At 62.0% G+C, this 12,206-nt stretch carries 14 protein-coding genes; 1 reads left to right on the plus strand and 13 read right to left on the minus strand.

The window, feature by feature from the left end; all coding sequences use genetic code 11:
* Window positions 1–48 precede the first annotated feature (48 nt).
* The 5 genes from ACR3EL_RS05440 to ACR3EL_RS05460 all read right to left on the minus strand — a co-directional run bounded on the left by ACR3EL_RS05440 (window position 49) and on the right by ACR3EL_RS05460 (window position 6,108).
* Entirely contained in the window at window positions 49–1,263 is a 1,215-nt protein-coding gene (locus ACR3EL_RS05440) for a DegT/DnrJ/EryC1/StrS family aminotransferase (RefSeq protein ID WP_170337831.1), read from the minus strand.
* A gap of 111 nt (window positions 1,264–1,374) precedes the next feature.
* Window positions 1,375–2,679 carry an NAD(P)/FAD-dependent oxidoreductase gene (locus ACR3EL_RS05445; RefSeq protein ID WP_170337832.1) on the minus strand — a complete coding sequence of 435 codons (1,305 nt, stop codon included), beginning with the start codon at window positions 2,677–2,679 and terminating at the stop codon, window positions 1,375–1,377.
* Window positions 2,680–2,691: 12 nt separating this feature from the next.
* The gene (locus ACR3EL_RS05450; RefSeq protein ID WP_170337834.1) at window positions 2,692–4,050 is read right to left on the minus strand and encodes a glutamine synthetase family protein; all 1,359 of its coding nucleotides are present in this window, start codon (window positions 4,048–4,050) and stop codon (window positions 2,692–2,694) included.
* Window positions 4,050–4,730, minus strand: a complete 681-nt coding sequence (locus tag ACR3EL_RS05455) for a type 1 glutamine amidotransferase (RefSeq protein WP_480720744.1) — start codon at window positions 4,728–4,730, stop codon at window positions 4,050–4,052. The genes ACR3EL_RS05450 and ACR3EL_RS05455 overlap by 1 nt, the downstream gene beginning before the upstream one ends.
* A 58-nt stretch (window positions 4,731–4,788) precedes the next feature.
* Window positions 4,789–6,108: a glutamine synthetase family protein gene (locus ACR3EL_RS05460; protein WP_480720746.1), complete on the minus strand. Its 1,320-nt coding sequence runs from the start codon at window positions 6,106–6,108 to the stop codon at window positions 4,789–4,791.
* A gap of 272 nt (window positions 6,109–6,380) precedes the next feature.
* Between ACR3EL_RS05460 and ACR3EL_RS05465 the strand changes: the two genes are divergently transcribed.
* The gene (locus tag ACR3EL_RS05465) at window positions 6,381–6,668 is read left to right on the plus strand and encodes a sll1863 family stress response protein (RefSeq protein ID WP_170337839.1); all 288 of its coding nucleotides are present in this window, start codon (window positions 6,381–6,383) and stop codon (window positions 6,666–6,668) included.
* Window positions 6,669–6,693: 25 nt separating this feature from the next.
* On the opposite strand, the gene ACR3EL_RS05470 is transcribed toward ACR3EL_RS05465, so the two are convergent.
* The 8 genes from ACR3EL_RS05470 to ACR3EL_RS05505 all read right to left on the minus strand — a co-directional run bounded on the left by ACR3EL_RS05470 (window position 6,694) and on the right by ACR3EL_RS05505 (window position 12,141).
* A complete protein-coding gene (locus ACR3EL_RS05470; RefSeq protein WP_170337841.1) occupies window positions 6,694–7,500 on the minus strand; it encodes an ABC transporter permease in 807 nt (268 codons plus the stop codon).
* Window positions 7,497–8,384 (minus strand): ABC transporter permease, encoded by an 888-nt coding sequence (locus tag ACR3EL_RS05475; protein WP_170337842.1) that lies wholly within the window; start codon window positions 8,382–8,384, stop codon window positions 7,497–7,499. The genes ACR3EL_RS05470 and ACR3EL_RS05475 overlap by 4 nt, the downstream gene beginning before the upstream one ends.
* 80 nt (window positions 8,385–8,464) lie before the next feature.
* Window positions 8,465–9,214 (minus strand): transporter substrate-binding domain-containing protein, encoded by a 750-nt coding sequence (locus ACR3EL_RS05480; RefSeq protein ID WP_093962541.1) that lies wholly within the window; start codon window positions 9,212–9,214, stop codon window positions 8,465–8,467.
* A gap of 32 nt (window positions 9,215–9,246) precedes the next feature.
* Window positions 9,247–10,023, minus strand: coding sequence for an ABC transporter ATP-binding protein (locus ACR3EL_RS05485; protein ID WP_093962540.1), 777 nt, complete (start codon window positions 10,021–10,023; stop codon window positions 9,247–9,249).
* 128 nt (window positions 10,024–10,151) lie between these two features.
* Window positions 10,152–10,895, minus strand: coding sequence for a phosphate/phosphite/phosphonate ABC transporter substrate-binding protein (locus ACR3EL_RS05490; RefSeq protein ID WP_170339408.1), 744 nt, complete (start codon window positions 10,893–10,895; stop codon window positions 10,152–10,154).
* A 5-nt stretch (window positions 10,896–10,900) separates the two neighbouring features.
* Window positions 10,901–11,338, minus strand: coding sequence for a tellurite resistance TerB family protein (locus tag ACR3EL_RS05495; protein WP_093962539.1), 438 nt, complete (start codon window positions 11,336–11,338; stop codon window positions 10,901–10,903).
* Window positions 11,339–11,358: 20 nt separating this feature from the next.
* On the minus strand, window positions 11,359–11,808 hold the full coding sequence (locus ACR3EL_RS05500; RefSeq protein WP_093963012.1) for a tellurite resistance TerB family protein: 450 nt from the start codon (window positions 11,806–11,808) through the stop codon (window positions 11,359–11,361).
* Window positions 11,809–11,847: 39 nt separating this feature from the next.
* Window positions 11,848–12,141: a DUF1330 domain-containing protein gene (locus tag ACR3EL_RS05505; protein WP_170337844.1), complete on the minus strand. Its 294-nt coding sequence runs from the start codon at window positions 12,139–12,141 to the stop codon at window positions 11,848–11,850.
* Window positions 12,142–12,206 lie beyond the last annotated feature (65 nt).

A 12,206-nucleotide genomic window follows, 5' to 3' on the forward strand; every position in this document is an offset into this window, starting at 1 on the left:
TACCAGATAGGCCCGGACAATCCGGGCCTTTTCTTTCTGGCGTTGGGGTCAGGTGCCGAAGGCCACTTCGGGCGCGGTAACCTCGCCGACCGAGGCCAGGATGATGTCAGCGATTACATCCAGTTCCGCGCGGGTCAGGCGCACCGGCAGGCGCACGTCACAGGCCGACATCAGCATTGCGCGCGTTCGAGGCAGCTCGACCTGCTCTGGCAGAAACTGCCAGTTCCAGAAGGCGCGGGCGTTGTCCTCGCTCAGACCAAAGACCTGCACCTTGACGCCACGGCCCTCGGAGGCGGCGGCAAATGCCTTGATCTGGTCTTTGTTTAGATCGACCAGGTTGAACTGGATCGAATCCGGCGCACGTCGTTCCGGTGTCAGCGGGTCGGGTACGTGGATGTGCGGTGAGCTGTTCAGGCGCTGCGCGACATAATCGTGGTTGGCCAGCCCGTCCCGCACCCGCCGCGCCAGTTCGGGCAGTTGGGGGCGGATCACCGCAGCGCTGAGGTTGCTCATACGCAGATTGTAAAGCGGCAGCTTGTTCTGCCATCGCGTAAAAGCTTGCTCCAGATCAGGTGTATTCTGGCCGTGCGGGCCTTTGTGTTTCTTCCAGTTGTGCTCGTAGGCGCCGGACATGATCACGGCGCGGGCGACCAGGTCGGGGTCGTCGGTGACAAGGATGCCTCCTTCGCCCGCGTTGATCATCTTGTAGGACTGGAACGAGAAACAGCCCAGCTTGCCGATGGTGCCGATATTGCGGCCATGCCATGTGGTGCCCAGCGAATGGGCCGCGTCCTCGATCACCGGGATGTCGCGCGCGTCGCACAGCGCCATGATCGCGTCCATGTCCGAGGTATGGCCGCGCATGTGGCTGATGATCACCGCCTGAACCCCATTGAGCTTGGCCGCGAAATCGTCGATGTCGATGCGGTAATTGCCGCCCACCTCGCACAGGACCGGAACGCAGTCTGCATGCACCACCGACGAGGGCACTGCCGCAAAGGTAAAGCCCGGGATCAGCACCCGCGCGTCCCGCGGTAGCCCCAGCGCCTTCAGCGACAGGAACAACGCCGCCGAACAGGACGACACCGCCAGCGCGTATTTGCTGCCCAGCAACTCGGCGAACTCTGCCTCAAGCAAAGCAACCGGCGCGTCCTGCGGCGCGGTATAGCGGAACAGGTCCCCGGATTGCATCAGGGACTCGATCGCGTCTTTGGCAGCGGCAGGGATGGGTTCGGCGTCATGGACGTTGGGTGGCAGCGTCATATTTGATAATCCCAAATTCTATGTTTGGAAAAGATAAAATGAAAAGCTGAGCAAACCAAGTCTTCATTCGCCTGTTGGGCGAAATTTCACCGAACCGTCACAAGTTGCGGGTCAAAGGCCCAGCCGATCACGCAGGGCATACCAAGTCATCGCCAGCACCAGCAGAGGGCTGCGGAGGGCCGAGCCTCCGGGAAAAGGCAGAGCGGGCACGCGGGCCATCGTGTCGAACCCTTCGGCCTGACCCTGGATGGCCAGCGCCATCAACTGACCGGCATGGGTTGCAGTGCCGACCCCATGACCGGAATAGCCCGAGGCCGACAGGATGTTTGGCGCCAGACGCGTCAGGTAGGGCATCCGCCGCATGGTGATAGCCAGCGTGCCGCCCCACGCATAGTCGATCCGAACGTCGCGCAGATGTGGAAAGATCTCGGTCATCGGTTTGCGAACCTTGGCGGCGATTTCGGATGGAAAGCGATAGCCATAGCTCTCGCCACCGCCGAACAACAGCCGCCCATCGGCGCTAAGCCGGAAATAGTTCACCACGAATTTCGTGTCGGCAACCGCCACGTCCTGCGTCAGAACCTTTGTAGCCTCGGCGCCCAGCGGCTCGGTCGCGGCGATGAAATTGTTGATCGGCATGACCCGCGCCGCGACCTTGCGGTTCAATTTGCCCAGATAGCCATTGCAAGCCAGAACCAGATGGTCGGCCGTGACCGAACCCTGTTCGGTGCGAACGGTGACGCGCGGGCCTTCCTCGATGCCCAGAACCTCGGTGTTTTCGTGCAGCGTCAGGCCGGCGGCCAAGGCGGCCTCGGCCAGACCCAGCGCATAGTTCAACGGGTGCAGATGGGCCGCGCCCATGTCCAGATATCCGCCTGCATAGGCCGGCGAGGGGCAAAGCACGCGCCCGGCTTCGGCATCCAGCAGCTCGAGTTGGTCATAGCCGTAGGCGGTTTTCAGGTGCTTGGCGTGGGCGTGCAATTCGCCCCGTTCGCTGTCGCTGAAGCCCAGTGTGGCGATGCCCGGTTTCAAGTCGCAATCGATGCCCTGGCGTTCGATCAGGGATTTGGTCAGCGTCTTTGCGTCTTCGGCCAGATCCCACAGCTTGGCCGCGTCGTCGCGTCCGACCAGCTTTTCCAGGTCTTCCTGATCCATGCGCTGGGCGCTGCCCAATTGGCCACCATTGCGCCCCGAGGCGCCGAAACCCACGCGATGCGCTTCAAGCAGGACCACCCTGAACCCGGCCTCGGCCAGGTGCAGCGCGGTCGAAAGACCCGTATACCCTCCACCCACGACACAAACGTCGGCAGTGACATCGCCGCGCAGCGGCTCGGTCGGGGTTCGCGGGTGCGCGGTGGCGGCATACCAGCTGGGCGGGTAGGTGCCGCGTTTGTCATTGCTGTACAGCAGGTTCATGGCGCACATGGCTCAGACGTTCAGCAGCAGGTGTTCACGCTCCCACGGCGAAATCACCTGCAGGAACTCCTCGTACTCGGCGCGTTTTACGATGCTGTAGACCCGTGCGAACTCGGGGCCCAGAACCTGATGCAAGGCTTCGGCCTCGTCGAACAGATCCAGCGCGTTGCCCATGACCTGCGGGATGTCGCCGTCACCTTCGTAAGCGTCGCCATAGAACTGACGGCGCGGGCGGTCCTGATTGACCAGACCAAGATAGCCACAGGCCAGCGACACGGCGATGCCCAGATAGGGGTTGCAATCCATCCCGGCGATGCGGTTTTCCACCCGGCGGCTGTCGGGACCCGACAGCGGCACACGTATCCCCGTGGTGCGATTGTCGCGCGCCCATTCCAGGTTGATCGGGGCGGCATGGTCCTTGACGTAGCGCCGGTACGAGTTGACGTAGGGCGCCATCACCGCCAGCCCGGCGGGCAGGTGCAGCTGCAGACCGGCGATGAAGTTGTAGAACGCGTCCGTCTCGCCGCCCTGAGGCCCCGAGAACAGGTTCTTGCCCGTCTCCATGTCGATGATCGAGTGATGGATGTGCATGGCCGATCCCGGCTCATCCTCGATCGGTTTGGCCATGAAGGTGGCAAAGCAGTTGTGACGCAACGCGGCCTCGCGGATCAGGCGTTTGAAATAAAACACCTCGTCGGCCAGCTTGACCGGATCGCCATGGCGCAGGTTGATCTCAAGCTGACCGGCGCCGCCCTCCTGGGTGATGCCGTCGATCTCGAACCCTTGTGCCTCGGCGAAATCATAGATGTCGTCGATCACAGGGCCGAATTCATCCACGGCGGTCATGGAATAGGCCTGCCGCGCGGCAGCCGGACGGCCCGAGCGGCCCATCATCGGCTCGATCCCCTTGGCCGGGTCCACGTTGCGGGCAACCAGAAAGAACTCCATCTCGGGCGCGACAACCGGTTTCCACCCTTTGTCCTTGTACAGCTGGACCACGCGTTTGAGCACGTTGCGCGGGCTGAACGGAATCGGATCGCCGTCCCTGTCGTAGGCGTCATGGATCACCTGAAGGGTCCAGTCACCGGTCCACGGTGCCGCCGAGGCCGTGCTGAAATCGGGCTTGAGGATCATGTCGCGTTCGATGAACCCATCCTCACCCGCGGCCTCGCCCCAGTCACCAGTGATGGTTTGGTAGAAAATGCTGTCGGGTAGATGGAAATAGGCCTGCTTGGCGAATTTCGATGCCGGAACCGCCTTGCCGCGGGCAATCCCCGGCAGGTCCGAGATGATGCACTCGACCTCGTCCAGCCGGTGCCCGTCGATGTATTCCCGTGCTGCTTGTGGAAGTTGGTCTGTCCAGTCGGCCATCAGGCCCTCTCTTTCTTCAGGAACTCTGCCATGAAACGCCCGATATTGGCGTTGTCATCCGGAGCGTTCCATCGGGTTTTTGCGTCGTCCATCAGGGCGTCGGGCACCGCGCCTTTACCGCGTGTCTCCATGAGGCCCTGAATGAAATCGTTGGAGTATTCGGGATGTGCCTGCACCGTCCAAATCGTGTCCCCGTAGGCAACCATCGCGTTCTTGCAGAACGCGTTGCTACCCAATAGCTGGGCGCCGTCGGGCAAGGCCGTCACCTGATCCTGGTGCCATGCGTTCAACGAAACCTTGCGCCCGTCATAGTCATACTCGGTGCGTCCGATCGCCCAACCCTTGTCGAACTTTTCAACCTTGCCGCCCAACGCCTGAGCGATGATCTGGTGGCCGAAACAGACCCCGATCAACGGTTTCCGTGCCGCTTGGATCTCGCGGATCAGTTGCTCGAGCTTGGGGATCCACGGATGATCTTCGTAGGCGCCATGCCGCGAGCCGGTAATCACCCATCCATCGCAGTCGCTTGCGCTGTCGGGGAACACATCATCCACCACCGCATAGGTCACGAACTCGAAATCGTTGCCGTCCAGAAGCTGTTGAAACATCAGGTCGTAGTCGCCGAACGATCGTTCCAGCGGTTCGGGCGCGTGGCCGGTCTGCAGTATGCCGATTTTCATGAGTCACCAAATTTGATCAAATTCAATCTACCCGAGTCTCGATCCACGGGCAAGAGGATCATACGGACTCCAGATAGCTCAACCAGTGACTGTCGGGGTCCATGTCGGCAAAGCGTGCGGATTCCTGCCTTTTGGTCATCACCATGTTTCGGATCAGATCCCCGGAGAAGATGCGCGCGATGATCGGGTCCGTCTCGAATGCCGAAATGGCCGAATCCCAGTCCCCTGCCAATTGCGGAAGCCCTTCGATCTCGTAGGCATTTCCCGTGATCGGGGGCGGGGGTTGAAGGCCGTCCTCGATGCCGATCAGAGCCGCGCCCAGAACCGCGGCCAGCATCAGATAGGGGTTGATGTCGCCGCCGGCCACGCGGTGCTCGATCCGGCGGGCGGCGGGCGCACCGCCCGGAATGCGGATCGCGGCGGTCCGGTTCTCATAGGCCCAAGCCGCGCCTGTGGGGGCATGGGCTCCGGGCACGAGCCGCGTGTACGAATTGCCATGCGGAGCAAAGATCAGCGTGCTGCCTGGCATGGCGGCCAGACAGCCGGCGACGGCAGAGCGCAGGATTTCGGTCCCTTCACGCCCGCCATTGTCAAAGACGTTGCGACCCTGGTCATCCAGCACCGAGAAGTGAACATGCATTCCGTTCCCCGCATCATCGGCATAGGGTTTGGCCATGAAGGTCGCGGTAAAGCCGTGCTTGCGGGCCAGCCCACGGGTCAATGCCTTGAAAAGCCACGTATCATCGGCGCAGCGCATGGCATCCTGATGGTTCAGGTTGATCTCGAACTGGCCGATGCCGCTTTCGGAAATTGCCGTCTGGGCGGGAATCCCCATTTCGGCGCACCCGTCATAAAGCTCGGTGAAGAAGGCGTCGAAGGCGTCCATTTCGGCCATCGACAGCACCGCCTCGCCGCGTAGCCGACGGCCGGTGACCGGATTGTGCGGGGGCTTTGGTTGCGCATCCGAGGAGTCAAGCAGCGTGAACTCCAACTCGGTCGCGGCAACAACTTTCCATCCGCGCTGGGCATAGCGCGACAGGACTGCGGCCAGCGCGTGGCGGGGGTCGCTGGCAAAGGGGGTGCCGTGATCGTCGTACAGGCACATCGGCACCAGCGCCGTGGGTGTGGTCAGCCAGGGCATCGGCACCGGGCCGCGCTCGGTCGGGCGCAGTACGCCATCGGCGTCGCCGGTTTCGAACACCAGCGGGCTGCCCTCGATATCGGCGCCCCACAGATCGACGTTCAGCGCGGAAAACGGCATGCGCACCGCGCCGCTGTCCAGCTTGTCGGCGTAAGATGGGGGCACGCGTTTGCCGCGCATCTGGCCGTTCAGGTCACAGGCGGCGACGCGAAAAGTGTGCAGGGCGGCAAGGTCCATCTGGGGCTCCGTCGGTATGTTGCGGCAAACCTAGTCGAGCTTTTGGATGTTGTCACGATATTTGATCAAATTATTCCGGTGGCGATCTCGTGCGCGGCAGAAAAACGAAACATCAGGACTTGTACACATTCCAGCACCTGCATTGCAGGGTTTGCACAACTTCGACTGGCCGGCTCGGATCAGTACTCGGATGCGTATTTGGGGGAATCGCGAGGGCTGGGTTACGCTGTGATCCGCAGTCAGGAATTTTTTCACAGGAAAGGAATATTCGGATGTCGGAAAGAGATGTTTACGTCGAGAAAGCCAAGGCCATGCTGGACCAGTGGAACGCCGAAATCGACAAGACCAAGGCCAAGATCGACGAGGCCGCGGCGGACAGTAAAATCCAGTACCAAAAGCAGTTGGAAGAAATGCGGGCGCAGCGGGACAAGGCCGAGGCCGAATTGAAGGAAATGCGCAAGGCCAGTGACGCGGCCTGGGCCGATATGAAAGCCGGGTTCGACAAGGCGTGGGACAACATGTCCGAGGCTTTTGACGCCGCGATGGCGCGCTTTAAGTGAAACGACAGTTAAAGGGCTTGGCGCCTCAGCGCGCCAGGTTCAGGCGGAACCGCATCTTGGCCTTGCGCGCCACCGGCAGGTGCCGGTTCAGCCGCTTGTTGATCAGGCCGAATACGCCCACGATCACCAGTGTCAGCAGGATGAAGTAGAACGCCAGGATCGGGTAGGGGACGAACGGGTTGAACGTCTTGTCGGCGAAATAGCTGGCATAGTACAGCGCGTCCCCGCGTTGTTGCCAGGCCGGGAAGGCCGAGAAGAAGACCAGCGTGGTGGCATGGAACAGGAAAATCGCCTCGTTCGTGTAGGCGGGCCAGGCCAACCGCAGCATGGTGGGCCACACGATCCGGCGGAAGCGGGACCAGCCGGACATGCCGTAGGCATCGGCGGCCTCGATATCTCCCTTGGGGATCGACCGCAGCGCGCCATAGAAGATCTCGCCCGAATAGGCGGCGGTGTTCAGGAACAGCACGATCAGCGCCCCCAGCCAAGCCGAGGTGAAGGCGTCGAACATCGGGTAGGTCTTCTTGAGCGACAGGAACAGGAAGTACGCAAAGAAGAACTGGATGAACAGTGGTGAGCCGCGGAAGATGAAGATGAACCATTCGGACGGTTTGCGCAGCCACTTGCGGCGGGACGCCTTGCCCAGGGCCACGGCCGTGGCCAGGAAGAACCCGGTGGCCAGCGCCATCACGCCGAAATAGATGTTCCAGATCATCCCTGAACCGATCAGGGTGAACTGTTCGCACAGGGTGAAATCGCTGCGCGGCAGCAGGCGCTCGCCAAACCCGATCGAACGCAGGCCGTAGTCCTGGATGGTCTGCAGGCAGCTCATGCGGTGGTCTCCTTGCGCAGCAGCTCTCCGCCCGATGTGGCCTGGCCATGCGACAGGCGGCGCATCAGCCGTTCGAGGCCGATCTCGGAAACGCGGGTCATGCCAAGGTAGAAAATCAGCAGGAACAGGAAGTACCACATGCGCCAGTCGCCATGCGGATAGGCGGTGAATTTCGAGGTCTTGGTGCCGCCCAGCTCGCGCGCCCAATAGACGATGTCTTCGACCCCCAGCAGGAACAGCAGCGGCGTGGCCTTGATCAGCACCATCCACAGGTTCGACAGGCCCGGCAGGGCATAGACCCACATCTGCGGCACGAGAATGCGCCAGAAGGTCTGGCGGCGGGTCATGCCATAGGCCTCGGCGGTTTCAAGTTGCGCCAGCGGAACGGCGCGCATGCCGCCGAACAGCACGTTGGCGGCGAAGGCACCAAACACGATCGAGAAGGTGATGACGGCCAGGAAAAAGCCGTAGGTTTCGTGCACCCATTCCGGTGCGGTGCCCAGCGGCAGCTTGGCCTGGGGGCAGACGAGGAAATCGTTGCCCTGGCGGATCGGATCGGTCCAGTCGGGACACAGCACCTGATGTCGCATCCACTCGAACCCCTGGTCCAGGGCGATCACGAAAAACAGGAAAAACGCAATGTCGGGCACACCGCGCACGATGGCGATATAGCCCTTGCCCAGCCAACCGAGTGGCGGGACATGCGACCGCGCCGCCATGGCCCCCGCAAAGCCGAAAGCCAACGCCACCGGGGCCGTCACCGCCAGCAAGGCCAGAACCTTGATGAACGACAGGTAGAACGACCAGTGCACGCCGTTGGTCAGATAGCATGAAAACCAGCGGAACGTGCCGAGCGTGTCGGGATCAGCGCAGTAGGAAAACATGGGGCGTCTTTCGAACGTCTGGCCCGGCGCGGGCCGGGGTGGGTTCGGCGCGCGTGGCGCCGAACCGCAGGACCGGATGCTTAGTTGGTGACGACCGAGCCGTCAGGTGCGTAGGTGGCGGTGTCTTCACCAAACCACTTTTTCAGCATCTCGTTCAGGGTGCCGTCCTCTTTCATCGAGGTGATGGCGGCATCGAACTTGCCGCGCAGTTCGGCATCGCTTTCGCGCAGGCCCATGCCGACGCCACCGCCCAGCGGGACCGGATCGCCGACAAAGACCAGTTCGCCATTCGACTCCTCGACCAGCGGCACCAGGTAGTCGCGGTCGGCCAGAACGGCATCAGCCTCACCGTTGCGCACGGCGGCGATGGTTTCCTCGGGCGTTGCGAATTCAACCAGAGTTGCGCCCGACTCGGCCACGTGGCCGGCTTGGATGGTGGCGGTCTGTGCGGCGACGACGCCGCCGGTAACGTCAGCATCAGCCGAGGTGGCCACATAGGCCGAAGCGGTCGGCGGGTAGTAGTCCTGAGTGAAGTCGATGACCTCATCACGCTCGGCCGTGATCGACATGCCCGCGATGATGGTGTCGTAGTTGCCCGAGACCAGGTTCGGAATGATCGAATCCCAGTCGTTCTTGACCCATTCGCATTCCAGCTGGGCGCGTTTGCACAGCTCGTCGCCGACCTCACGCTCGAAGCCGTCGATCTCGCCGGCGTCGTTGATGAAGTTGTACGGAGGATAGGCGCCCTCGGTGCCCATGCGGACCGTGTCGGCCATGGCCATACCAGCGCCAAGCGCCAGCGCTGCAGTGGTCAGAATCAGGTTTTTCATTGGTAACTCCCCTGTTTGGTTCTGTCCTGATTTTACGCCGCCTTTGTGGCGGAGAGAAAGCCCCGAAGCCTTTCGGATTCGGCAGCAGTGAAAATATCTTCGGGCGAGCCTTCTTCTTCAATCAGGCCCTGGTGCAGAAACACCACGTGGCTTGAGATGTCGGCCGCCATCTGCATGTCGTGCGTGACGATGATCATGGTGCGGCCTTCGGCGGCCAGATCCTTGATCACCTTGATCACTTCCTGTTCCAGCTCGGGATCGAGCGCCGAGGTCGGCTCGTCGAACAGCAGCGCCTCGGGCTCCATGCACAGGCCCCGCGCGATCGCGGCGCGCTGTTGCTGGCCGCCCGACAACTGTGCCGGATAGGCGTCGCATTTGTCGCCGATGCCAACCTTGTCCAGGTATTTGCGAGCGCTGTCCTCGACCTCGTGCCGGTCACGGCCCAGCACGGTAATCGGGGCCTCCATCACGTTCTGCAAGATGGTCATGTGGGCCCAAAGGTTAAACTGCTGGAACACCATCGACAGGTTGGTACGGATGCGCAGCACCTGCTTTGGATCGGCGGGGCGGCGGTGATCGCGAGTTCCGGTCCAGCGCACCGGCTCGCCCTTGAACAAGATTTCGCCCTCCTGGCTGTCTTCCAGCAGGTTGCAGCAGCGCAGCAGGGTGGATTTGCCCGACCCGGATGATCCGATCAGCGACACCACGTCGCCGCGATGGGCGGTGATGTCCACTCCTTTGAGGACTTCGAGATTGCCAAAGCTTTTGTGCAGGTTCTTGATCTCGATGACGGGAGTGCTGTCTGTCACGGGTCGTCCTGGAGTTGTTGAGTGCGTTGATGCGGTACTAGGGCCGAAAAACAAGAGCAATGCAATGCGCAAATGACAAGTTCAAGTCCTGAAACCTCCGATTCGGCCACGGTCAGTGGTCAAATTGGTCAGCTTTCGGGCAGCAACGCCGCAGGCGATGGCGGGTTGGGAACGGCTAGGTAGAGATCGGCGGCAATGTCGATCAACCCGCGGATGTGCAGCGCTGCGCGATCAGCCGGGGAAAGGTCTGAGATCGCGGCGCGAACCGCGGCGGCGACCGGGGACGGATCGCGCGCGATCGCAGTGATGTAGGGCAACGCCGGGGTGGGGCGCGTGCTTTCCACCGGGCGCAGGCGCTGGCCCAGATCGGTATGCTCTTGCAGCAGCACCCATGTAAGTGCGTCCAACGATGCGAAATCGGCGTGGCCGTCGGCCACCGCATGCGCCGACAGAGCGTGTCCGCCGGTTTCCAGCAGGCGTAACGGCGTAAGGCCCAGTTCGGACAGATGCGTGACCGGCGCGGCCCAGCCCGATTGGGACAACGCCTCGTTATAGGCAAAAATGCCCGCTGCCAGTTCAGGCAGATCGCGCGCGTCATCGGCGCGGGCCACGAAAACCGAGCAGTAGTGTCCCGGCGGACAGCCCGGCAGGTCATAATCTGGAGTGCCAACCAGGTGCACCTTGCCGTGCAGGCGCGTGCGATAAGGCATACCGCAGGTCTGGGCAAAGACCAGGCTCGGATCCTGCCAGATGTCCCAGAAATCACGATCGCGGGTCAAATGGTTCGGACCTTCGCCCAAATGTGCGCGAATCAAACTCCAAAAGCGATCGTTGGCAGGTTGCAAAGCGGGCAAGTCGTACATGCCCAGCATCGCCGTCACGATTTGGCGGCCTTCTGCCGGGCTAGGGCTGAATCCACGTCGCTGACGCCCAGAAGGCTGACGACCAGTCGCAGCAGCGAGTCCTCGTCCTGCGAGCGCTGACCGTCGGCCAGCGCCACTGACCACAGCGCCTGAACCACGCCAAGGCGATGGTCGTACGGCACCGCATCCTTGATAGCCCGGGTAAAGCGGACGGTATCAGGGGCCTCGGCCTCGAGGTCTTCGGCCTGGGCACGCAGCCCTGCGGCCTCGAACGGCGAAAGGCCATAGCGCTCGGCCAGAACCTTGTCGATGCGCGACATCTCGGTATCGGCATAGTCATCATCGGACCGGGCAAGGCGAACCAGCAGGGCGGCCAAGGCCAGCCGGGCGTCGTCATCGGTCAGTGGGTCGGGCTGCGGCTGGGTCAGCCGGGACAGAAAGGCGTTGAACATGGCCTAGATATAGCGGCCACTCAGTCCGCGTCCAAGCGGCTTTGCACCCGTTCGCGCGCGGCCTGGCTGTCATTGTAGCTGAGGCCCATGGCGATACGCGCTTCTTCGACAATCTTGATCTCGCCCTCGTCCGAATTCCCGTCGGCCAGCACAACCTCCCAAAGGGCCTCCATCGCGGCCAGACGTTCATGCAAATCCGTCGTTTCACGGATCAGTTTGCCGAACGTATCCGTGTCGGGGGCTGCAGCGTGCAACTTCTCGCAGGTGGCGCGGACCTTGGCGGCTTCGATCGCGTTGTGCTGATAGAGCCGTGCCAAGATGCGGTCGATCAGGCTGATTTCCTCGATCTTGTAGTCGCGGTCGGCCTGCGCGACACGCACCAGCAAGGCGCCAAGCGCCAGTTCCGCATCAGGGTCCGGCAGCGTGGTCTGCTGAGGAGGGCGCAAAGCCTGCAGGAAGTTCTTTAGCAGTGGCATTGGGGAATCCGTATTTCTGTCACCGTGTCCGTGCTAGGCGTCATACCCTTCGATGATCACCAGATCACCGGATGAAACAGGATCGCGCAAGGCTTTAGCCTTTTGATACAGATCGCTGTCATAGCAGGCCAGGGCGGCCTCGTAGCTGGGGAATTCGATAACGACGGTTCGCGCCCGCGCTGCGCCTTCCCGCACCTGCCGATCTCCACCGCGGACCAGAAAACGGGCACCGTATTCGGCAAAAGCCTCGCCATTGGCAGCGATGTAGGTCTTGTAGGTCTCCATGTCGTCTACATCGACATGGGCCACCCAGTATCCTTTGCTCACGCGGTCTGCTCCTTTTGTCCGTTCCGGCTCAAACTGAACCGGAACGCTTTGCAAAGCAAGACCAA

This window comes from Ruegeria sp. BJ3 (assembly GCF_056535665.1).

Excerpts from the sequence above, each read along its gene's own strand:
- ACR3EL_RS05440 (WP_170337831.1), bottom strand. The coding sequence starts at position 1,263 with ATGACGCTGCCACCCAACGTCCATGACGCCGAACCCATCCCTGCCGCT.
- ACR3EL_RS05445 (WP_170337832.1), bottom strand. The coding sequence starts at position 2,679 with ATGAACCTGCTGTACAGCAATGACAAACGCGGCACCTACCCGCCCAGC.
- ACR3EL_RS05450 (WP_170337834.1), bottom strand. The coding sequence starts at position 4,050 with ATGGCCGACTGGACAGACCAACTTCCACAAGCAGCACGGGAATACATC.
- ACR3EL_RS05455 (WP_480720744.1), bottom strand. The coding sequence starts at position 4,730 with ATGAAAATCGGCATACTGCAGACCGGCCACGCGCCCGAACCGCTGGAA.
- ACR3EL_RS05460 (WP_480720746.1), bottom strand. The coding sequence starts at position 6,108 with ATGGACCTTGCCGCCCTGCACACTTTTCGCGTCGCCGCCTGTGACCTG.
- ACR3EL_RS05465 (WP_170337839.1), top strand. The coding sequence starts at position 6,381 with ATGTCGGAAAGAGATGTTTACGTCGAGAAAGCCAAGGCCATGCTGGAC.
- ACR3EL_RS05470 (WP_170337841.1), bottom strand. The coding sequence starts at position 7,500 with ATGAGCTGCCTGCAGACCATCCAGGACTACGGCCTGCGTTCGATCGGG.
- ACR3EL_RS05475 (WP_170337842.1), bottom strand. The coding sequence starts at position 8,384 with ATGTTTTCCTACTGCGCTGATCCCGACACGCTCGGCACGTTCCGCTGG.
- ACR3EL_RS05480 (WP_093962541.1), bottom strand. The coding sequence starts at position 9,214 with ATGAAAAACCTGATTCTGACCACTGCAGCGCTGGCGCTTGGCGCTGGT.
- ACR3EL_RS05490 (WP_170339408.1), bottom strand. The coding sequence starts at position 10,895 with ATGCTGGGCATGTACGACTTGCCCGCTTTGCAACCTGCCAACGATCGC.
- ACR3EL_RS05495 (WP_093962539.1), bottom strand. The coding sequence starts at position 11,338 with ATGTTCAACGCCTTTCTGTCCCGGCTGACCCAGCCGCAGCCCGACCCA.